Origin of the sequence: Pseudonocardia sp. CA-107938, assembly GCF_050936315.1 — a bacterium.
GTDB lineage: Bacteria > Actinomycetota > Actinomycetes > Mycobacteriales > Pseudonocardiaceae > Pseudonocardia.
Genome location: NZ_JBNJNA010000001.1, coordinates 2,943,458 through 2,964,301, shown reverse-complemented (window position 1 = coordinate 2,964,301; position 20,844 = coordinate 2,943,458). Strand labels below are relative to the sequence as shown.

General features: G+C 73.6%; 22 protein-coding genes and 1 pseudogene. 13 read left to right on the top strand and 10 right to left on the bottom strand.

The features are described from left to right. Window positions 1-18: 18 nt before the first annotated feature. The 9 genes and pseudogenes from ACQEVB_RS14770 (at window position 19) to ACQEVB_RS14730 (ending at window position 6,134) form a co-directional block, all read left to right on the top strand. On the top strand, window positions 19-1,098 hold the full coding sequence (locus ACQEVB_RS14770; protein ID WP_432970615.1) for an aldo/keto reductase: 1,080 nt from the start codon (window positions 19-21) through the stop codon (window positions 1,096-1,098). Window positions 1,099-1,139: 41 nt separating this feature from the next. Further along, window positions 1,140-1,655: an N-acetyltransferase family protein gene (locus tag ACQEVB_RS14765; RefSeq protein WP_432970612.1), complete on the top strand. Its 516-nt coding sequence runs from the start codon at window positions 1,140-1,142 to the stop codon at window positions 1,653-1,655. A 116-nt stretch (window positions 1,656-1,771) separates the two neighbouring features. Further along, entirely contained in the window at window positions 1,772-2,170 is a 399-nt protein-coding gene (locus ACQEVB_RS14760; protein WP_432970609.1) for an STAS domain-containing protein, read from the top strand. Window positions 2,171-2,225: 55 nt separating this feature from the next. Next, window positions 2,226-2,848: pseudogene (locus ACQEVB_RS14755) on the top strand (SAM-dependent methyltransferase). An 88-nt stretch (window positions 2,849-2,936) separates the two neighbouring features. Further along, entirely contained in the window at window positions 2,937-3,560 is a 624-nt protein-coding gene (locus ACQEVB_RS14750) for a TetR/AcrR family transcriptional regulator (RefSeq protein ID WP_432970606.1), read from the top strand. Window positions 3,561-3,576: 16 nt separating this feature from the next. Further along, window positions 3,577-4,299 (top strand): hypothetical protein, encoded by a 723-nt coding sequence (locus tag ACQEVB_RS14745; protein WP_432970603.1) that lies wholly within the window; start codon window positions 3,577-3,579, stop codon window positions 4,297-4,299. After that, window positions 4,296-4,679, top strand: coding sequence for a VOC family protein (locus ACQEVB_RS14740; RefSeq protein WP_432970600.1), 384 nt, complete (start codon window positions 4,296-4,298; stop codon window positions 4,677-4,679). The genes ACQEVB_RS14745 and ACQEVB_RS14740 overlap by 4 nt, the downstream gene beginning before the upstream one ends. A 34-nt stretch (window positions 4,680-4,713) precedes the next feature. After that, a complete protein-coding gene (locus ACQEVB_RS14735; RefSeq protein WP_432970597.1) occupies window positions 4,714-5,184 on the top strand; it encodes a cupin domain-containing protein in 471 nt (156 codons plus the stop codon). Between the two features lie 17 nt (window positions 5,185-5,201). After that, complete coding sequence (locus ACQEVB_RS14730; protein WP_432970594.1) at window positions 5,202-6,134, top strand: nucleoside hydrolase; 933 nt, start codon at window positions 5,202-5,204, stop codon at window positions 6,132-6,134. On the opposite strand, the gene ACQEVB_RS14725 is transcribed toward ACQEVB_RS14730, so the two are convergent. Beyond that, window positions 6,128-7,114, bottom strand: coding sequence for a CU044_5270 family protein (locus ACQEVB_RS14725; RefSeq protein ID WP_432970591.1), 987 nt, complete (start codon window positions 7,112-7,114; stop codon window positions 6,128-6,130). The two genes, ACQEVB_RS14730 and ACQEVB_RS14725, sit on opposite strands and share 7 nt — an antisense overlap. Beyond that, window positions 7,111-7,638, bottom strand: a complete 528-nt coding sequence (locus ACQEVB_RS14720) for an RNA polymerase sigma factor (protein WP_432970588.1) — start codon at window positions 7,636-7,638, stop codon at window positions 7,111-7,113. Before ACQEVB_RS14720 ends, ACQEVB_RS14725 begins: the two co-directional genes overlap by 4 nt. Before the next feature lie 136 nt (window positions 7,639-7,774). Between ACQEVB_RS14720 and ACQEVB_RS14715 the strand changes: the two genes are divergently transcribed. The 3 genes from ACQEVB_RS14715 to ACQEVB_RS14705 are packed head-to-tail and all read left to right on the top strand — an operon-like array spanning window position 7,775 to window position 10,904. Then, window positions 7,775-8,992 (top strand): MFS transporter, encoded by a 1,218-nt coding sequence (locus ACQEVB_RS14715; RefSeq protein WP_432970585.1) that lies wholly within the window; start codon window positions 7,775-7,777, stop codon window positions 8,990-8,992. A 38-nt stretch (window positions 8,993-9,030) separates the two neighbouring features. After that, window positions 9,031-10,146, top strand: a complete 1,116-nt coding sequence (locus ACQEVB_RS14710; protein WP_432970582.1) for an RNA polymerase subunit sigma-70 — start codon at window positions 9,031-9,033, stop codon at window positions 10,144-10,146. 14 nt (window positions 10,147-10,160) lie between these two features. After that, window positions 10,161-10,904, top strand: coding sequence for a class I SAM-dependent methyltransferase (locus ACQEVB_RS14705; RefSeq protein ID WP_432970579.1), 744 nt, complete (start codon window positions 10,161-10,163; stop codon window positions 10,902-10,904). A 170-nt stretch (window positions 10,905-11,074) separates the two neighbouring features. Here ACQEVB_RS14705 and ACQEVB_RS14700 read toward each other — a convergent pair whose 3' ends face one another. The 6 genes from ACQEVB_RS14700 to ACQEVB_RS14675 form a co-directional block, all read right to left on the bottom strand. After that, window positions 11,075-12,211, bottom strand: a complete 1,137-nt coding sequence (locus tag ACQEVB_RS14700; RefSeq protein WP_432970577.1) for an amidohydrolase family protein — start codon at window positions 12,209-12,211, stop codon at window positions 11,075-11,077. Then, on the bottom strand, window positions 12,211-13,599 hold the full coding sequence (locus tag ACQEVB_RS14695) for a glutamine synthetase (RefSeq protein WP_432970574.1): 1,389 nt from the start codon (window positions 13,597-13,599) through the stop codon (window positions 12,211-12,213). The genes ACQEVB_RS14700 and ACQEVB_RS14695 overlap by 1 nt, the downstream gene beginning before the upstream one ends. Before the next feature lie 478 nt (window positions 13,600-14,077). After that, window positions 14,078-14,287 carry a hypothetical protein gene (locus tag ACQEVB_RS14690; RefSeq protein ID WP_432970571.1) on the bottom strand — a complete coding sequence of 70 codons (210 nt, stop codon included), beginning with the start codon at window positions 14,285-14,287 and terminating at the stop codon, window positions 14,078-14,080. Between the two features lie 275 nt (window positions 14,288-14,562). Further along, window positions 14,563-15,558: a helix-turn-helix domain-containing protein gene (locus tag ACQEVB_RS14685; RefSeq protein WP_432970568.1), complete on the bottom strand. Its 996-nt coding sequence runs from the start codon at window positions 15,556-15,558 to the stop codon at window positions 14,563-14,565. 205 nt (window positions 15,559-15,763) lie between these two features. Next, the gene (locus ACQEVB_RS14680) at window positions 15,764-16,138 is read right to left on the bottom strand and encodes an NUDIX domain-containing protein (protein ID WP_432970565.1); all 375 of its coding nucleotides are present in this window, start codon (window positions 16,136-16,138) and stop codon (window positions 15,764-15,766) included. Window positions 16,139-16,321: 183 nt separating this feature from the next. Next, a complete protein-coding gene (locus tag ACQEVB_RS14675; protein ID WP_432970562.1) occupies window positions 16,322-18,151 on the bottom strand; it encodes an ABC transporter ATP-binding protein in 1,830 nt (609 codons plus the stop codon). Window positions 18,152-18,365: 214 nt separating this feature from the next. Here ACQEVB_RS14675 and ACQEVB_RS14670 point away from each other — a divergent pair, with 214 nt between their 5' ends. Beyond that, window positions 18,366-18,596 (top strand): hypothetical protein, encoded by a 231-nt coding sequence (locus ACQEVB_RS14670; protein WP_432970559.1) that lies wholly within the window; start codon window positions 18,366-18,368, stop codon window positions 18,594-18,596. Here the strand turns inward: ACQEVB_RS14670 and ACQEVB_RS14665 are convergent. Both ACQEVB_RS14665 and ACQEVB_RS14660 read right to left on the bottom strand, forming a co-directional pair. After that, entirely contained in the window at window positions 18,572-19,408 is an 837-nt protein-coding gene (locus tag ACQEVB_RS14665; protein ID WP_432970556.1) for a DeoR/GlpR family DNA-binding transcription regulator, read from the bottom strand. The two genes, ACQEVB_RS14670 and ACQEVB_RS14665, sit on opposite strands and share 25 nt — an antisense overlap. Then, window positions 19,381-20,826, bottom strand: coding sequence for an MFS transporter (locus ACQEVB_RS14660; protein ID WP_432970553.1), 1,446 nt, complete (start codon window positions 20,824-20,826; stop codon window positions 19,381-19,383). Before ACQEVB_RS14660 ends, ACQEVB_RS14665 begins: the two co-directional genes overlap by 28 nt. Window positions 20,827-20,844 lie beyond the last annotated feature (18 nt).

Genomic DNA, 20,844 nt, shown 5'->3' with positions numbered 1-20,844 from the left:
GTCCGCAGACTCGTCGGCATGACCACCACGAACGTCCCGCGCTCCCTCGACACCTACCGCCTGCTGGGCCGGTCGGGGCTGCGCGTCTCCCCGCTGGCACTGGGCACGATGACCTTCGGCACCGACTGGGGCTGGGGCAGCGACCTCGACGAGTCGCGCCGCATCCTCGACACCTACCTCGACCGCGGCGGCAACTTCGTCGACACCGCGAACGTCTACACCGGCGGCAGCTCGGAGCGGTTCATCGGCGACCTGACCGCGGGCCGGCGCGACCGCCTCGTCATCGCCACCAAGTTCTCCGGCATCACCCGGCCCGGCGATCCCAACTCCGGCGGCAACCACCGCAAGAGCATCATCGGCTCGGTCGAGCAGAGCCTGCGCCGCTTCGACAGCGACTACATCGACCTGCTCTACCTGCACGCCTGGGACTTCACGACGCCCGTCGAGGAGATCATGCGCGCCCTCGACGACCTCGTCCGCGCCGGCAAGGTGCTCTACCTGGGCATCTCCAACACCCCGGCGTGGCAGGTCGCCCGCATGCAGACCGTGGCCGACCTGCGTGGCTGGTCCCCGCTGGTGGCCCTGCAGATCGAGTACAACCTGGCCGAACGCACCGTCGAGCGGGACCTCGTCCCGATGGCGCGCGAGCTCGGGCTCGGTGTGGTGCCGTGGTCCCCGCTGGCCAGCGGTGTGCTGACCGGCAAGTACACGCGCGACGACCTCGCGCTCGGCGAGGGCACGAGCGGTGCCGCCGGCAGCCGCAAGAACGTGGCCGCCGCCAACGGGGCGCTCACCGCGCGCTCGCTCGACATCGCCGACGTCGTCCGCGACATCGCCGGCGCGACCGGGCACAGCCCGTCGCAGGTCGCGATCGCCTGGACCCTGCGCAACCCCGCCGTCACCGCACCCATCGTCGGCGCCCGCACCCTCGCGCAGCTGGAGGACAACCTCGGCGCCCTCGACGTCGAGCTCGACGAGAAGGACCTCGCCCGCCTCGACGAGGCCAGCGCTGTCGACCTCGGGTTCCCGCACGCCTTCCTGCAGCGGGACATGACCCGCGAGGTCATGAACGGCGGCCTGCGCATCGAGGCGCGCTGACCGGACTTGCCCGCGCACCGGGCGGCGGCGATCGTGGGACGGTGCAGATCCGTCCCGCCGCCATCGGCGACGTCGAGGCCATCCGATCGATCGGGCTCCGCACCTGGCCGGTGACCTACACGAGCTTCGCCGGCGCCGAGTACGTCGCCGACGGGCTGGCGAAGTTCTGGACCGCCGAGTCGGTGCTGGCGATCGTGGAGGACACGCGGGTCGTCGTCGCGCAGGACGACAGCGGCGCGGTCGTCGGCATGGGCAACATCGACCTGCGGCTGGAGACCCCCGTCATCTGGCGGCTCTACGTGCTGCCCGAGCAGCACGGGACCGGCGTCGGCGCGGGCCTGATGAGCACGCTGCTCGACCTGCCGCCGGCGACCACGACCGCCGTCCGGCTCGAGTACATGGACGGCAACACCCGCGCCGAACGCTTCTACCGCAAGCAGGGATTCGCCGAGATCGGCCGGGAGCCGGCGGAGCGGCCGGGCTGGCCCGGGCGGGTCTGGATGGAGCGCCGGCTCGACGGGCGGGCCGGCGGGAGCGCGGTGCCGACGCAGGTTTGAGAACGGGCTGAACGGGCAGGTGAGAGGCGTCGCCGCGCACTCGGCGACACCCCTGCGACCGAGGAGTCCACCGTGGTCCGGCAAGAATGCACCCCGGGCTGACCGAGCAGGTGCCGGTGAGCACGCGGAGGCGCGGCGAGGCCGTGCTGCGAGCGGAGCGCGAGGCCGTCGACGGCGTCGCGCTGGTGCTGCGGGTGGTCGGTGCGGTGGACCTGGACACCCGGGCGCAGTTCGAGGAGCTGCTGCAGGCGGGCCTGCGGGAGTGCTCGGCGCACGAGGACCGGTTGGTCATCGACCTGAGCGGGCTGTCATGGTGCGACGCAGGTGGGCTGCGGTGCCTGCGCGCGACCGAGCAGGACGCGCTCGCCCGGCGCGTGTGGCTGGTGCTGGTCGCACCGGCCGAGCACGTCATCAACCGCACGGCCCCGCTGGTGGGCGGGCTGTCGTCGTTGACCGAAATCGGCGTGAAGCAGGTGGTCGCCCGGATGGCCCGACGTCCGGCATCCTTGCGCTGACGCCGACGAGGGGGAGGCAGGCGACGTGCCCGACGACGTGCCCACGATCGACCTCATGACCGATCGGGCGCACTCGGCCCGCATCTACGACTACCTGCTCGGCGGCACGACCAACCACCCACCCGACCGCGAGGCCGCCGAGGCCGCGCTGGCCGCGTGGCCGTCCCTGCGCGACACCGCCGTGGCGCAGCGCGCGTTCATGCAGCGCACCGCCCGCACCATCGCCGAGGCCGGTGTGACCCAGTTCCTCGACATCGGCTCCGGCATCCCGACGACCCGTGCGCCGTCCTGGCCGCACCGCCGCTGCGGGCGACGCTGGACCTGTCCCGTCCGGTGTCGGTGTCGGTGATCGGGCTGCTGCACTTCCTCGACGACGACACCGTCACGCGCCTGGTCTCCACGATGCTGGCAGCCGTCCCGTCCGGGTCGTACCTGACGCTCACCGCCGGCACGTTCGACCACGACTCCACCGGCGAGATGCGTGCCATGGTCGACGCCTACACGCGGGCCGGGGTACCGGGGTGGGGGCGCACGCTCGACCAGGTGCGCGACCTCCTGTCCGGGCTCGACGTGCTGGAGCCGGGCATCGTGGCGCCGCAGGCCTGGCGGCCCGGCCCGGACGACACGTGGACCACGCGAGACCACGCGATGTGGGCCGCGGTCGCGCGCAAGCCCTGACCTGGATCGGGCGAGGAAGCCCTGGACGAGCCGCGCCCACTGGAGTTACAGTGACTGTACAGATCTAGTCACTGTAACTGGGGGCGGTGTGCCCGATGAGGGGCTGCGGGATCGCAAGCGGCGGCGCACCCGCGCCGCGATCGCCGAGGCGGCGCTGGAGCTGTTCCTCGCACGAGGGTTCGACCACGTGACCGTCAGCGAGGTCGCCGCGGCGGCCGAGGTCGCCGAGAAGACGGTGTTCAACCACTTCCCGGTCAAGGCCGCGCTGGTCTTCGACGCCGCGGACGAGCTGCTCGCGGAGCTGCTCGCCGCCCTGCGCGAGCGCGGTGCCGGCGTGCCCGCCGTCGAGGGCATCCGCGCGTTCGTCCAGCGCCGGGCCGAGCGGATCGGCCGCGGGTCACCGCCCCGGCCCGGCCCGGCGTTCCTGGAGATGATCGAGGCCAGCCCCGCGTTGCGGTCCTACCGCCGCGACATGTTCGCCCGCTGGGAGGCGGTGCTGGCCGAGGAGCTCGCCGCCGACGTGGGCGCCCCACCCGGATCAGCCGAGCCCTTCGTCGCGGCGGCCGCGCTCATCGCTGTCCTGCGGGCCGGCCTGGAAGCACCGACCCCGACCCGCGGGCACGCCGAGCACAACTCGCTGGCTGCGCTGGACCTGATCGCCCGCGGGCTCGGCGACTACGCGCCCGCGCCGCTCGACCGTCCGACGGAGTGACCGGGAAGGGAGCGCCATGTCGCTGGAGACGTCGGCCCCGCACGCGGCTCGGGAACGGGCGGCACTGCGCATCGGCGGGATCTGCACGATCGTCGGAGCCTGCGTGTTCGCGGTGGTCCGCATCCTGCACGGCGACACCCCGGCCGCCGACGCCACCGCATCGCTCGACTTCATGAGCGGCCGACCGCACTACGCGTTCGTCCACGTCACCGCCGTCGTCGCGGCGCTGCTCGGGCTGGCCGCCCCGATCGGCGCCGCCGGCTCGTTCACCGACCCGGTCGCCTGGGCGCTGGGGCGGATCGGCGTGGTCAGCGCCGTTGCCGGGCTGGCGGTCTTCGGGGTGGAGAGCACCAGCGAAGGGCTCGCGCTGCCCGAGCTCGCGCACGCCGCCGCCGGCGCGTCGCCGGCCGAGCAGGCCGATCTCCTGCGCGCCGCCAGGGCCGTGCTCGCGGGCACGCACGGCCCCTCGCTGGTCGCCGTCGCCCTGCTGTTCGGGCTGCCGCTGGTGCTGGTCGGTGCGGGACTGCTCCGCGACGCCTACCCCGCCTGGTTGGCATGGGCGGGGATCGTGATCGGCGCCGGCACGTTCGCCGCCGCCGTCGGCCAGTACCTCGACCCCGACCTCATGCCCGGATCCGTCATCTACGGGCTGCTCGCCTCCGTGCTCGCCCAGCTGTGGCTGCTCGCGCTCGCCGCGACGCTGCTCCGACGCACCCGACCTACGAGGAGGAACGCATGACCCCGCACGTCGTCAAGATCGCCAACGTCATCGTCCCGGTCGCCGACCAGGACGGCGCGGTCGAGTTCTACACCGAACGGCTCGGCCTCGAGAAGCGCGTCGAGGTGCCGTTCGGGCCGGGCTTCCGCTGGATCGAGGTCGCCCCGCCCGGCGCCGACACGACGATCGCCCTCTGCCCTCCCGGGCCCGGCGTCACCGCGGGCGGCAAGCAGACCGGCATCTCGCTGCACACCTCCGACGTCGACGCCTACCACGCCGAGCTCACGGCCCGCGGCGTCGACGTGGACGCCGAGGTCAGCCGCTTCGGCGACGCCGTGCCCCCGACGTTCTGGCTGCGTGACCACGAAGGCAACGTCCTGCAGGTCACGCAAACGGGTTGACCTCCAGCCGGGTCGAGGTTCGAGACTGCGGCGCATGGGAGACGAGCGCGCGCCGGCTTTCGTCCGTCGAGGATCGGGGTCGAGCGACTTCCTCGTCCGGGCCCGCGAGTCGGCCGGCCTGGTCAGCGTCCTGGAGTTCGGGCTGGACGGCTGGCAGGCCGGCCCCGACCTCCACCTGCACGAGCAGTCGGACGAGATGTTCTACGTCCTGTCCGGCGAGCTGGAGATGCAGGTCGGCACGGAGCGCCACGTCCTCGGCCAGGGCGACTTCGCCTGGGTGCCGCGCGGGACGGCGCACACGTTCGTGAACGCCACGGGCGAGCCGGCGCGGGCGCTGACCGTCGCGACGCCGGGCGGCCTCGAGGACTTCCTCGCCGACCAGGCCGCCTACCTCGCCGGGCTGGCCGGCCCGCCGGACCGGGACGAGCTCGACCGCCTGCGCCGACGGCACGGCGGCCGCCTGCTCGGCCCGCCGATCACGGCGACGCGTCAGCCGTCGGAGTGATCGGCCAGAATCGGCCCATGGCACCGACGTCGATCCTCATCGACTGCGATCCCGGCATCGACGACGCGCTGAACCTGTTCCTGGCGTTCGCCAGCCCGCGCGAGCTGCACGTCGACGCGGTCACCGTCGTGTTCGGGAACGTGGGTCTCGACCGGACCGTCCGCAACGCGCTCGCGATCTGCGAGCTGCTCGGCGCGGAGGTGCCCGTCCACGCCGGGGCGCCGAAGGCCCTGCTCGCGCAGCGCACGGACGCGGCCGAGTACCACGGTGACACCGGGCTCGGCTCGGTCGTCCTGCCGCCGCCGACCCGTGCTGCCGCGCCGGGTCGGGCCGCCGAGCAGATCGTCGAGCGCGCGCTCGCCCGGCCGGGCGAGCTCACCGTCGTCGCGACCGGCGCCATGACCAACCTGGCGCTCGCGCTGAGCCTCGAACCGGCGCTCGCGTCCGCCCTCGCCGGCATCGTGATCATGGGCGGCTCGCTGGACGAAGGCAACACCACGCCGTCGGCCGAGTTCAACGCCTACGCCGACCCGCACGCGATGAAGATCGTGCTCGACTGTGGGGCACCGGTGACGATGTTCGGGCTGAACGTCACCCACCAGGTGCTCGCCACCCCCGACCGCGTCCAGGCGCTGCGCGCCACCGGCCACCCGCTCGCGGCCTGCGCCGCGGATCTGATGACGACGTTCGCGGAGCCCTACCGGCAGATCTACGGCTGGGACGGCCCCGCGATCCACGACGTCTGCACGGCCGCGTACCTCGTCGACCCGACGCTGTTCGAGGTGGTGCCGATGCCCGTGGAGGTGGACACCGGCCCCGGACCCGGGTTCGGCCGCACGATCTGCGACGTGCGCGGCTTCACCGGGGCCCCGGCGAACGTGCACGTCGCCACCGGCGTGGACGTCGACCGGTTCTTCGCGCTGTTCACCGAGCGGATCACGACCTACTGAGGCTTGTCGGTGGTGGTGTTCACGCGGGTCGAGCCGAGGATCAGCGTGTAGTGCGCCGGCGCCGGGGGTGGCGCGGCGAGCAGCACCCCGTTGCCGGACGCGAGCACGATCTCCTCGGTGCCGAGGATCCTCCCGGTCGCGGGATCGAGGACCAGGACGTGTCGGGCCGGCAGACCGGCGTACTCCCCGCCGACGCTCACGGCGACGCCCGCCCGACCGGCATGGTCGGTCACCGGTCCGTCGACGGTGACACCCGGCTTCGTGGCGAGCAGCCGCAGGAGTGCCGCCTGCAGCTGCGGGGACACGACGGTGTTGCTCGCGATCTGCGCCACGGCCGAGATCCACTCGGTTTCGGGGGCGGGCAGGGGGGTGCGGTGGCCTCGGCTGTCCCGTATCGCGGCGTCGAGCGCGGCCACGTCGGTCGGCCAGTCGGTTCGCCCGCGACCGGTCGGCCCCAGGTCCGTCGAGCTCGTGGCGCGCGGCGTCTTCGACTCCTTGCGGCCGGAGCCGTCGGGGGCCGTCCACGTCCAGGTCTCCACGGTGCCCAGCTCCTCGCCGGAGCCGCCCTCGTAGAGGCCGGGCCCCCACCAGAGGGTGTGCAGGTAGTCGAACCGGCCGTCCGGGAGCGCGGGTTGGGCCTGCGCGCAGTCGGCGAGCGCGCGCAGGAGCGTCGGCGCGTCCGGCGCCTGGGTGGTGCCGCAGCCGGGTGGGGCTGCGGGTGTGGGCCGCTGCGGCAGCGCCCGCAGGCCGCCCACGATCCCGATCACGACGATCGCCACGACGGCGAACGCGAGCAGCACCGGCGAGCGGCGGCTCGGGACCGGGAGGGCGGGATCGCGGCCGGCCTCGGTCGGGCGCGGCTGGGCCAGCAGCGCGTCGAGGCGGCGCTCGCGGTCGGTGTGCGGCGCGATGCGCTCCAGGTCCGCGTCCGTGGGGAAGCGCTGTGCGGCCATCCGATCGACGGCGGACCGGGTGCTCATCGAACCTCCTGGACAGTGCTCAGCGGACCGGTCGTGTCGTCGACGTCGACGCGGGCGAGCGCGTCCCGCAGGCGACGGCGGGCGCGATGCAGCCGCACCGCGAACGCCGTGGTGGAGCACCCGGCGACGCGCCCGGCGTCCGATGCGGAGAGCCCGTCCCACACGGTGAGCATCAGCGCCTCGCGGTCGGTGGCCGAGAGCCCGGCGAGCGCCTGCAGCACCACCGTCCGCTCGGTGACCGCCTCCGAGACGTCGACACCTGCTTCGAGGCGGTGCAGCTCGGCGTCGAGGACGTCGACCGCGCGGCCGCGGAAGTGGCTGTTGATCGCGTTGCGCGTGACGACGAACAGCCACGGCAAGGCGCGGTGCGGCAGGTCGGGCAGCTTGCGCCACGCGATCAGGAACGTCTCGTCGACGGCCTCCTTCGCCACCTCCACCGGCGCCCTGCGCAGTGCGTAGGCGAGCACCCGGTCGTAGTGGTCGCGGTACAGCCGCGTGAACCTCTCGGAGTCGGCTTCCGCCACGGATCCCCCTCGCGTCGTCTACCCGTCAAGAGGCTGCGAGGCACCCGATCCTTACAGGGCGCGCACCGCGAACTTCGCCCCGCCTCGACGACGGCACCGGCGCCGAGCAAGGTGGGGGGCGTCGAAGGGGGGCACTGTGCACGGACCGCAGGCGGCCGAGCAGGTGACGGGCGGGTTGACCGAGTTCGGGCTGCGCCGCGTGCTGGTCGTGCTGTGCGTGACCGAGATCGTCAGCTGGGGGGTGCTGTACTACGCCTTCCCGGTGCTGGCGCCGTCGATCGCCGCCGACACCGGATGGTCGATCCCGGCGCTGACCGCGGCGTTCTCCACCGGGCTCGTCGTCTCGGCGCTGGTCGGGATCCCGGTCGGGCGCTGGCTGGACCGGTTCGGGCCGCGGCTGGTGATGACGACCGGGTCGCTCCTCGCGGTGCCGGCGGTCGTGCTGATCGCGGTCGCACCGTCGTACCCGCTGTTCGTCGCCGGGTGGGTGCTGGTCGGCATCGCGATGGCCGGCACCCTCTACTCGCCCGCGTTCGCGGCGCTGACCCGCTGGTGGGGGCCGCGCCGGGTGACGGCCCTGACCGCGGTCACGCTGCTGGCCGGGCTGGCCAGCACCGTCTTCGCCCCGGTCACCGCGGCCCTGCTCGGACCGCTCGGGTGGCGCGGCACCTACCTCGCGCTCGCCGCGGTGCTGGCCGTCGTGACCGTCCCGGGGCACCTGCTGGGGCTGCGCGGGCATTGGCCGGCACCGGAGCCCCATCCCGGCCCGGAGCACGCGCCCGCGGACATCGTCCGCAGTCGCGCCTTCCGGGTGCTGCTGGTGGCCGTGGCGCTGGCGGGGTTCTCCGCGTACGCCGTCGTCGTCAACCAGGTCCCGCTGCTGATCGAGCGCGGGATGACCACCGCCGAGGCGGCATGGGCGCTCGGGCTCGGCGGGCTCGGCCAGGTACTGGGTCGGCTGGGCTACGGCCGGCTCGTCCGCTCCGTGACCGTCCGCACCCGCACCGTGGCGATCATCGCCGCTTCGGCGGGGGCGACCGCGCTGCTCGGGCTGCTCCCGGGCCCGGGTGCCCTGCTCGTCGCCGCGGCGATGCTGGCCGGTGCGACCCGGGGCGTGTTCACGCTGCTGCAGGCCACCGCGATCAGCGACCGCTGGGGCACCACCCACTACGGCCGGCTCAACGGACTGCTCAGCGCTCCCGTCCTGGTCGTCACCGCGCTGTCGCCCTGGGCCGGCGCCGCCGCGGCGGAGCTCTTCGGCGGCTACCCCGCCGTGTTCGTCGTGCTCGCCGTCATCGCGGGCGCGGCCGCCGTACTGGCGGTGGGCAGCGTCCCTGCGCGCACCTCGGCGTAGGCCGATTCCTTCCGGCGTGCCGGCGAGTCTTCTCCGGCATGGGACGTGACGTGCTCGGCTCCGTGGACGACGGCGAGTTCGCACCGGCGGCGGAGCCGTACCGGCGGGAGATCCTGGCCCACTGCTACCGCATGCTCGGGTCGTGGGACGAGGCCGAGGACGCCGTCCAGGAGACCTACCTGCGGGCCTGGCGGTCCTACCGCGGGCTCCGGGAGAAGGACCTGCTGCGCGCGTGGCTCTTCCGCATCGCCACGAACGTCTGCCTGACCGCCGGTCGGCGGCGCAGCCGCCGGCCCCTGCCGTCAGGGCTGGCCGGGGCGGCCGAGGACGGCGAGACCCCATGGGTCCAGCCGATCGCGGACGCGGCGATGACGGACGGACCGCAGGACCCGGCGGTCGTGGTGGCCGCGCGGGAGAGCGTGCGGCTCGCCCTCATCGCGAGCCTCCAGCTCCTCGCGCCGCGGCAGCGGGCCGTACTGATCCTGCGCGACGTGCTGGCCTTCCCGGCGGCCGATGTCGCGGCGATGCTCGGCACGACCGTCGTCGCCGTGAAGAGCGCGCTGCAGCGTGCCAGGGCCCGGCTCGCGGAGGTGGCCCCCACTGGCGAGGCGGAGCTGCTGGACCCGGACGACCCGCGTGCCCGCGAGCTGCTGGAGCAGTACGTGGCCGGGTTCGAGCACGCCGACACCGCCGCGCTGGAGAAGGCGCTGCGGACGGACGCCGCGCTGGAGCTGATCCCGTCCGGCGAGTGGTTCGCCGGCCGGCTCGCGTGCCTCGGCGTGCTCCGCGCGAGCGTCGGTGCGCCCGGAACCTGGCGGATGGTGCCGACCACGGCCAACGGGCAGCCGGCCGCCATCGCCTACCTGCGCGGCCCCGACGGCGTCCACCGGCCGTTCGGGATCGGCATCCTCTGGCCGACCGCGAGCGGCATCGCCCGGATCCTCGCGATCGAGGACCCCGGCCTCGCCGCACGGTTCGGCCTGCCGTCGACGCTCGACCGACCAGGCGCGTGGCACTCTCCGACGATCGTCGAAAGGCTTGGGCAGTGGTCACCAGAGCGGTTGGAATCGACGAACCGACGAAGGAGCTCGAAGGAGGCTGCGATGCAGTTCACCCCGCCGTACCCGCTCAAGAAGCCGAAGCGACGGAAGTAGCTCGACGGGTGTCGGTGGCCCCTCCTGTCCTCGGTGATGCCTTCGGCACTGCGCTCCGGCAGTGCCACGCCGCAGGTGGGGCCACCGGCAGCGCAGTCGTGGTCGTCGAGCGCGACGACGGCTGGGTCAGCGTGGCCGACGTCGCGCCGTACCTGTCGGGCCCGGACGACTGGAGCGCGATCGAGCGCGAGATGTGTGAGCGCGCCACCGGTCGCGTGCTCGACATCGGGTGCGGCGCCGGCCGGCACGTGCTCGCGCTGCAGGCGCGGGGCGTCGACGCGCTCGGCGTCGACACCTCCGCCGGCGCGCTGGCGGTGTGCGCGGAGCGGTCCGCGCCGGCCACCGCGGCGGACGTGGACGCGCTGCCCGCGCACCTCGGCCGCTTCGACACGTTCCTGATGCTCGGCTGGAACCTGGGGTTCCTGTCCGATCAGCGGCGGGCCGCCGCCGTGCTCGCGCGACTCGCGCAGCTCGCCAACCCGGGCGCTCGCGTCATCGGGACGGGCGCCGATCCCCACCTCGTCGAGGACGAGGAGCACCGCGCCGCGCTGGAGGCGAACCGTCGCCGCGGGCGGCTGCCCGGCCAGATGCGGATGCGGATCCGGTTCGACCGGCTCGCCACGCCGTTCTTCGACTACCTCTACTGCTCACCCGCCGAGCTCGACGCGCTGGTGGGGGAGTCGCCGTGGCGGCTGTCCGACGTCGTGCCCGACGAGGAGACCGGCACGTACGGCGCGGTGCTGACGCTGGCGGGCTGACTGCCGGCGCGCTGCGCGAGTGGGGCTGATCGCCTCCCTGCTCGACCTCGCGGGCACGTTCGTCCGCACCGAACGCGTCCGCGGCTTCGGCCGGGCGGGCGCGCTGCGTGACGAGCTGGCCGAGCGGGTGCGCGCCGGCACCGGCGTCGCTGCCCGACCGCCGCGCACGGTCACGTCGGCAGTCGGTAGACGCGCTCGGCGTTGCGGTGGGCCACCATGGCCGCGATGCGTTCGGCGTCGGGCCGGCTCCACTCGTCCGCGGCGATCCGGTCGGTGAGCATCGCGTCCAGCGCGAGCCGGAACGTCAGCGCGCCGAGCACGTACAGCTCCGGCACGCCGTAGGCGTCGGAGGAGTACAGCAGCCGGGTGAACGGGGTGACCTCGGCCGACTCGGCGAAGACGGCGACGGCGCGGCGAGGCCCGACGTAGTGCAGCACCGACCCGACGTCCACGTGGACGTTCGGGTAGATGCAGGCGAGGTAGGACGCCTGCCGGTGCCACGGCCAGCAGTGCAGCAGCATCACGGGCACGCGGTGCTGCCGGATCCAGTCGGTGAGCAGGGTGGGATCCACCTCCGCCATGCGGATGTCGCTGTCGCCGAACCCGATGTGGAACTGGATCGGCAGGCCGAGGTCCACCGCGGCCCACATGCTCATGCGCTGCAGGTCGGGGTGGGCCATCCGCCATCCGCTCCCCGGCCCGGCGGCGAGCCAGGTCGCGGCGGCCGCCGTCACCTCGGGCGCGGTCGGGCGGGCCGGGTCCAGTCTCAGGCCGGTGCGGTAGGCGGCGACGGACTTGACGCCGACCGCACCGGTCGCGGCCACGGTGTCGGCCAGCCGCGCCGCGAACCGGCGGGCGAACTCGGCCGGCTCGACGCCGGACGCGGCCAGCTCCTCGGCCACGCTCTCCAACCGGACGACGTGGTGGGCGCCGGCCCCGGCGGCGGCCGCCAGCTCCTCGGGTGTGGTCAGCCCAGCCGGGTCGTGCCCGGTGTCGACGAGGTACCGCGCGGTGTTCGTGCTGCTCAGGAACCGCCGGTTGACCTCGGCGGTGCCCAGTTCGGCGCGGCGGGCCAGGTACTCGTCGACGGGCGCGTGCGGCGGCAGGTCGAGCAGCGGCGCGCAGTGCCGCCGGATGGCCAGTCCGATCGGGGTGTCGAAGTTGGTCTCGCCGTCGGACGGCGGGCCGCCCTCGCTGATCAGCGCCTCCAGCCCGGGTCGGTCGAGCTCGGCCGTGACGACGCCGTGGCAGTGGTGGTCGACCAGCGCGACCGTGTGGGCGACGTCGGTGCTCACCAGGCCGCCCATCAGTACACCCAGCGGTAGGCCTCGGCGACCGCATCGGCGGCGAGGCCCTGCATCCGCGCGGCCTCGCCGCGGCGCACGGCCAGAACCGCGTCGGGCACGTACTCGCCCCACGCCCGCGCGGGCAGGCTGCTGGCCGCGAACGCCGCCACGGCGTCGTCGAGGGTGGTGGGCAGCCGCCGGATGCCGCGCCGCTCCGCCTCCTCCGGCGAGAAGCGGGACGGGTCGCCGGTGATCTCCTCGGGCAGGGCGAGACCGCGGTCGATGCCGTCCCGGCCGGCGGTGATCAGGCCCGACAGCAGCAGGTACGGGTTGGCGGCCAGGTCGGCGCACTTCACCTCGATGTTCGCGGCGCCGGGCTGCCCGGCCGTGCCCGTGACGACCCGCAGCGCCGCCTCGCGGGTCTCGTGACCCCACACGGCATAGACGCCGGCCCAGTGCGACGGCTGCATGCGCAGGTAGCTGGACGGGCTCGGGGTGGCGACCGCGGCCAGGGCGGGCAGGGCGTCGAGCACGCCGGCGGCGAAGGCCTCGGCCTCGCCCGTCATGCCGTAGCGCCGCTCGCCCGTCCCGTGCAGGTTGACGCCGTCCCGCCACGCGGACAGGTGCACGTGGCCACCGTTGCCGACGCCACCCGCCACCACCGACGGGGCGAACGAGATGCGCAGCCCGTGCCGGCCGGCGAGCGCACGCAGGGTCTGGCGCACCAGCACCGAACGGTCGGCCGCCGCCACCGGGTCCAGCGCGCAGACCGAGATCTCGTACTGGCCCGCCGCGTACTCGGGATGGATCTGGTCGACCTCGACGCCCTGGCGCTCCAGCGCGTCGAGGGCCGCGGCGCAGAAGTCGCTCTGCTCGACCACCCTCGTCATGCCGTAGGCCGAGCCCAGGCACGCCGGCACGAACTCCGGGTGCGGGACATCGCCGCGACCCAGCGCGAACTCGATCTCGATCGCGGCCCGGAACGTCAGCCCGGCCTGCTCGGCGTCGCTCTGGGCGCGCCGCAGCAGGGTGCGCGAGCAGCTGTGGTGCGGCCCGCCCTCCTGGGTCATCCGGTCCACCGGCGCCCACGCCCACCCCGGCTGCGCCGCGAGCGCCACCAGCCCGTCCAGGTCGGGGTAGTGCCGCAGGTCGCCGTCCGGGCCGCCCTGGATGTCGCTCCCGACGATGGAGTCGTCGGCCAGGAACATGTCGAACACCGGCGACATGCCCACGCCCCACCGCACCGCGGACGGGAGCGCGCGCACGGGGACGGTCTTCACGCGGTTGATCCCCGCCGTGTCGACGAAGGAGAGGATCACGCCGTGCACGCCCTGGTCCGCGAGAGCGGCCGCCAGTTCCGCGGCGCGCTCGGCCTCGCCGGGACGTCCACCCGGAACCGGCGCGCTCACGAGCGGCTCCCGGCCGCGGTGAGGCCTTCCTCGGCGGTGATCCCGACCGCCTCCCAGACGGTGAGCTCGCGCACGAGCCGCGGTCCGTCACCAGCCATGAGCCCCTCCTCGGATCGAACCCCGAACGGAGACGAGGCGTCCGCCACGCAGGCCGGCGAGCCGTCGACACATCCTGGCGGGAACGCGTTGCACAGCGATTTCACGCCGTCTGCCGGGGAACGTCCAGGCCCGGGAGCGCAATGTGGACGTGATCGACGAGCCGGACGCGGACGGTCCCTTCAGCTGATCGAGCCCGGCGGGCGGGCGGCGCGCGCCTGATCCGACGGGTGAGGCTCGGCCGGCGCTGGTGAGCGATCCCTCGCCACGACGCCGAGGACGATCCCGTCGATCCCGGTGCAGGTCGTCAGCTGGAGATGCTCGTAGCCGCGTTCGTGACCTCTGAACCGGACCGGGCGGCCACATGCGTCGCACTCGTAGATCACGAGCCGCTCCCGGCGACCACGCGGGCTGCGACCTCCGCGACGCCGTAGAGGCGGCAGGGCCACATCATCCGTCCAGCCTGTGGGCCGGCAGAGCACACCTGGCAGCGGCCGCTACCGTCGTCGACGTGCTCGGCGAGCAACCGGTCGGTGGCACCCGGGTTGCGTGCCAGGATGTCGACCAGCGCGAAGGTGAGGTCGTGGGACATGGCCGGGAAGCTACGAGCGCTCCGCATTCAGTTGTTGACAGCTGGTTGACGCTGCCGCAGCTGGCTCAGGCCGAGATACCCATGCGGTAGGCGATTCCCCGTAGCTCCCGTCCACCGGCGTCACGCCGTGCGCGGGTTAGCAGGTCCGTAACCGCCTCACGGGCGAACGGGTTGGCCCGGAACCGCTGCGGGGCGAGCTGCTCCGCTCGCCGGAAGGCCTGCGGGGCGTCATCGCGGGTGCGCCGCTCCATCGCGAGCCCGCGGCCGATGTCGATTCACCACGCGGCCTGACGGTTCGGCGACTCCGGCAGCGTCGCTGGGTCCACGCCACGCGCGATCTCGACGGCGCGGCCACCGTCACCGGCCTCGACGGCGAGCATCGTGCGCCACACCTGCACGTTGCCGCTGGAGAACCAGAGGTTGCCGAAGCCGGTCCCGACACCGGGACGCGTAGCTACCGCGGCCGCCTCGTCGAGGTGATCGGCGGCCGTGTCGGTCCTGCCCAGGGTCATCGACGCCAAGGCCGCGGTGAGGTGCAGCGACCCGTACACGTCGGCCACCTGCGGGCGGTCCAGCTCGCTGGCGATGTCGGCGGCGCCGCGCGTTGCAACCGCATGCGCTCGGTCTCGAGCTGACTGGCTGATCGCCTGCGCGCGCGACCACGCGGCGAGGCCCGCCCACTCGGGACCCGACAAGGCGCTGGTGGCGTCGCGAAGGTGCCGCGACGCGACGAGTGCGAGGTCGGGCACGCCGAGATTCTTCGCGAGGAACTGGGCCGCGGCGTAGCAGTCCACCAGCCCCGCGAGCGCGGCCCGGCGGTGCTCGGTCGTGAGGTGCGCGTGCAGGTCGACGACCAACGCTGGCAGGACGGCGCCGAGTGCTCCGTAGGCGGCCTGCGGGCGCAACGCGTTCATGGCGGCCAGGTCGGCAGCTACATCCGGCCACGGGCGGGCGGGCGCGTCGACGGCCTCCCCGAACTCGACGTCGGCGAGGGCCAGGCGCAGCGCGGCCACGGCCGGGCCGGACTCCCTGTCCTCTGCGGCGCGCGTGGCGGTGCCGGTCAGCTCGGATGGCGACACCTGCAGCGCTCCGGCCAGCGCCTCCAGGGTTGATCGGCGTTCGATGGGTCGCACCCCTCTCTCGATGAGGGACAGATAGGCGGCGGAGAACCCGGCCAGCTCACCGGCTGCTCGCAGCGACAGGCCGCGCCAGACCCGGATCTCGCGCAAGCGACGACCGATGCCGCCGCTGAACTCGGCACTCTCGCTCATGTCCGAGACTCCGCTTCTCGGTCCGCGCCCCGCCGCCTCATCCGCACGCGAGGGCACTTCCGTCTCTCGGGTGTTCACCGTACCCCGGAAGCCGGGTACGAGCCCGCCACGCGAAGACCCATCCACGAGGGGACATCTCGGCGGCGCGCATCCTGGCGGAACGGGTCGCACGCCCCTTCACGCGGCTGCGCGGCACCGGCGAGTCTCAACGGTGATCGAGGAGGTGGACGCGGACGGGCGCGAACAGGTCCGGCATCAGCTGATCGATCTCATGCCACCGCACCCACCTGAGCGTGATCAGCTCACGGCCATCCGCTCGCGGCGTCAGCGACCCCGACGGGCGGGCGGCGAGGTAGATCAGGACCTGCCCGGTGCGCGGGTGGACGCGCCGACCGATCTCGCCCACGACCTGGATCTCCACACCGGTCTCCTCGCGAACCTCCCGGCACGCTGCCGCCTCAGGAGTCTCACCGGGTTCGATCTTCCCGCCGGGGAACGTCCACGGCGGTGCGCCGTCGCGTCGCTGCCCGACCAGCACACCGCGAGCGTCCGTGACGATCGCGACCACGACCTCGCCCACGAGCGAAGGATGGCAGAACCGCGCGCCGACGGGCGGGGTGAAGCCGCCGAAGAATGCTGCCCGTGCTCTTCACCGTTCTCGCAGATCGGCGCGATCCTCGGATTCTGCGCGCTCCTTCGTTTTCGGAACGACCATCCCTGCCCGTTTCCGGCTCACTCGGCGGATCGAGGAGTGGGAAATGGCTCAGCGCGCTCCCACGTTCTCCTGGTAACCGGCAGCTTGGAGCCGGAACAGCTCCGCGTACCCGCCGTCGACGGCCATCAGCTCGTCGTGCGTGCCGCGCTCGGTGATCCGCCCGTCGTCGAGGAGGACGATCTGGTCGGCCTCGCGCACCGCGCCGAGCCGGTGCGAGATCAGCACGCTGGTGCGGCCGCTGCGGTGCGCGCGCAGCCGCGTGTGCACCTCGTGCTCGGCCACGGCGTCGAGGCCTGAGCTGGGTTCGTCGAGGATCAGCAGGTCGCGGTTGCCGCGCAGCAGCGCACGGGCGAGCGCGAGGCGCTGCCACTGCCCGCCCGAGAGCACGATCCCGGTGTCGGGGTCGGCCTTGTCCTGCTCGGACACGAACATCCGCGACAGCAGGGTGTCGTAGCCACGCGGCAGGGCCTCGATCATGTCGTGGACGCCGGCCAGGCGGGCGGCCGCGGTGATGCGGTCCCGGTCGTCGAGCGCCTCGACGTCGCCGAGGGCGATGTTCTCCGCTGCGGTCAGGTCGTAGTGCATGAAGTCCTGGAACACCGCACCGATGCGGCGCCGCAGCTCGGCGACGTCCATGTCGCGCAGGTCGACCCCGTCCCACAGGATCGCGCCCTTGCTCGGGTCGTAGAGCCGGCACAGCAGCTTGACCAGCGTGGACTTGCCGGCGCCGTTGCGCCCGACCAGCGCGACCGCCTGGCCGGCGGGCAGGAACAGGTCCACGCCGGACAGCACCCACGGGTGATCATCGGAGTAGCGGAACCACACGTCCCGCAGCTCGATCCCGCCCGTCAACGGCGGCGTCGGCACGGGGTGCGCCGCCGCCGGGAGGTCCGGACCGGCCTCGACGACGGCGAGGTAGTGCTCGAACAGCAGCACGTGCTGGTGCACGCCGGCCAGCGCGACCGTCACCCCGCCCAGCGCGCTCTGCACGCCGGCGATCGCCGCGACGAGCATCGTCACGTCCCCCGCGGTGAGCACGCCGTGGTAGGCGTCGGCGATCGCCCACACCAGGCCCGCGCCGCCCACCGCGGCCGACAGCACGGCGAGCCCGCCCTGGGTGCACAGCTCCCGCAGGTCCAGCGCCCCCTTCTGCACGTCCGTGGCCCGCCGCTCGGTCATCATGCGTCCGCGCAGGAACGGCCCGGACCCGAACAGCCGGATCTCCTTCGCGGCCTGCACGTCGCTCAGCAGCGAACCGAAGAAGAACTCCCGTCGCTCCCGCGGGCCCAGCGACCACATCATCCCCGCGCGGCGGCGCGCCAGCTGCAGCTGCGCCAGCACCGTCGGCACCGCCGCCGCCAGCACCACGCCCGCCATCACCGGGCTGATGACGACGAGCGAGCCGAGGAACCCCGCGGCCGTCACCACGCCTCCGACCAGCGCGATCCCCTGTTCGACGACGCTGCCCGGCGACTGCGCGCCCGCCTGCCGCGCCAGCCGCAACCGATCGAGGAACGTCGGCGTCTCGAACCGCGTCAACCCGGAGAACGCCTCGACGGCGCGGTAGAGCCGGTCCTGCACCCACCGGCCGATCGCCCGGCCCGCCTCCTGCCGCAGGAACATCGCCACCCGCGGCAGCAGCGCCACCAGCAGGCCCGCGCCGACCAGCCCGCCGGCCAGCCACAGCAGTGGCTCCAGCCCGTCCGGCGCGCCGTTCACGAGCGCGTCGATCACCAGCTTGGTCAGCCACGCCACCAGCACCGGCAGCGCCGCCGTCGTCAACGCCACCAGCACCTGGCCGACGATCAGCAACGGCGCGGCCCGCAACGCCAGCCGGCCCGCGCCCAGCGCGCCGCCCAGCACCGTGCGACCCCCCACTCGCTCCCCCGTACGCCCGCGCACCCCGACGTGCCGTCGGCCGGAGAATCCGAACCGCGCACTTCCGCGAGCGTAACCGAGTCACCCATCGTGATTTTGCACCCACTGAGCGCAACGCATTTGTGCGCGCAATGGAGATGACGGCCGTCGCGGTGCGCAAGGCCGACGTGTAGCCTGCGGCGGCTCGATCAACAACCGTCAACGAGAGGGAGTCATGTCGGGGACATCCGGATACCGTGAGCAGGTCGTGGAAAACGTCGCCAGGATCGCCGACCGCCTCGTCGCGCTGTTCCTGCCCACCGAGAAGGCATTGGCCTGCGAGCAGTACGAGGAGTTCTGCGGCTGCGTTTCCATGCTCGGAAACCCGCTGGTCAAGCAGCGTCAGGTCCGCATCTGCTGCGGCGGGGTCTGCGGGTCCTGCTACGAGACGGGCGACCTCTGCTGACCCGCATCGCGTGACCGGACGCTGATCGCCGCGGCGGGCGGCAGCCCGCGTGGCGCAGCGCCCGCCAGCACCAGATCGCCGCACTCGGCCTGCAGGATCTCCCGCACGTGCGGGTCGAGCCCGTCGTCCGTCACGACGAGGTCGACGTCGTCGAGCGCGGCGATCGTGCTCAGTCCCACCACCCCCCACGTCGCGCTGGCGGCCAGGACGGTCGTGGACCGCGCGCTGCGGATCAGCGCGCGGTCGGTCGCCGCCTCGGCCAGGCCGGGTGCGGTGAACCCGGCGGTGGCGTCCATCCCGTGCACCCCCAGGAACAGCCGGTCGACGTGCAGGCCGGCGAGTGCCGCAACCGCGACCGGCCCGACGAGCGCGTCGGACGCCGTGCGTTCACCGCCGGTCAGCACCACCGCGAGATCGGCGCGGCCCGTCTCGTGCAGCACCGCGGCGACGGGCAGCGAGTTCGTCACGACCGTCAGGCGGGGGATCGACGACAGCGCCGCGGCCAGCAGGGTGGTCGTCGGGCCAGCGGACATCGCCACCGAGGAACCGGGCTCGACGAGCGTCGCCGCTGCCGCGGCGATCGCCCGCTCGGCCTCGGTGCGCGCCGCCGCCCGGGTGGTGGGGCGAGGCTCGGCCACGCTGGTGGCTCCGCCGTGCACGCGGGCGACGAGCCCGCGCCCGGCCAGTACCTCGATGTCACGACGGATCGTCATGTCCGAGACGCCGAGCCGGTCGACCAGCTCCGAGACGCGCACCCCGCCGGCGGTGCGGACCTCGTCGAGGATCAGCCCCTGGCGTTGCCGGGCGAGCATCCGTCCTCCGCGCGGCCCGTGGGGAACGACAGCGCGAGGAGCAGGCCGATCACCATGCCGGCGGAGGCGATCAGGACGGCGGTGCGACCGCCGGCGGCCAGCGCGTCCGGCAGCGCCGGTCCCGACCTGCCGGCGACGTCCGCGTTCGAGATCGCGATCAGGACGGCGAGGCCGATGGCGTTGCCGATGTTCAACGTGGTGGACGCCATGCCGTTCGCGACGCCCTGCTCCGACGGCTGCACGCCGGTACCAGCGGCGATCCACATGGACGTCCAGACGATGCCCTGGCCGACCCCGGAGACGACGAGACCGGGCACGAGCGCGAGGTAGCCCTGGTCGGCGCCGAATCCGAGGGCGAGCACCGCCGTGCCCACGACGCCGCCGACGAACCCCGTGATCAGGGTGGTGCGCGTGCCGAGCCGGGTGGTCAGGCGCTCCCCCACCTGCGTGCCGGTGGCGATCGCGATCGACGGCAGCAGGAACGCTAGCCCGGTCTGGAGGGCGGTGAACCCGTGCACGGTCTGCAGGAGCACGGTCAGGAAGTACGGCAGCGTGCCGAAGGTCGCCATGTAGAGGAACGTGACCGCGACGCCGGCAGCGAGGCTGCGGTTGCGGAGCAGCCGTGGGGGCATCAACGGGTCGACGCTGCGCGACTCGATCACCGCGAGCGCGACCAGCAACGCGACGGACAGGACGGCGCAGACGAGCACCTCTGGCCCGGCCCATCCCCGCTCCGGGCCCTGCACCAGCACGAACACCGCCAGGGTTGCGCCGCCGGTGACGGTGAGGGCGCCGGGCAGGTCGAACCGCCGCCGGACGACGGCGCGGACGTCGGCCGGGATCACCGCCAGTGCGACGAGCGCGACCGCGCCCGCGAGCGGGACGTTGACGAAGAAGACGGCCTCCCAGCCGAAGGCCTGGGTCAGCACGCCGCCGAGCAGCGCGCCCAACGTGAGGCCGCTGGCACCGGCACCGCCCCACACCGCCAACGCGCGGTTGCGCCGCGGCCCCTCCTCGAACAGCGTGTTGATCAGCGCCAGGGTGGACGGCAGCAGCAGCGCGCCGCCGAGCCCCTGCACCGCCCGAGCGATCACGATGACCAACGGGCTCCCGGCGAGCCCGCCGGCCAGGGACGAGAGGGCGTAGATCGTCAGTGCCGCCACGAACACCCGGCGGCGCCCCAGCAGATCAGCGGCGCGGCCGCCGAGCAGCAGGAACCCACCGGCGAACACGACGTAGGCGCTGACCACCGACTGCTGGGTCTGCTCGGTGAAGCCCAGATCGGCCCCGATGTCGGGCAGTGCCACGAACACGATGTTCAGGTCGAGGGAGAAGATCAGCTGGGCGAGCGCCAGCACGGTCAGGATCGGCCCCAGCCGGGGGCGCCGACCAGCCGCGGCGACGGGTGAGCTGGACAACGTCGAGCGTCCTTTCGA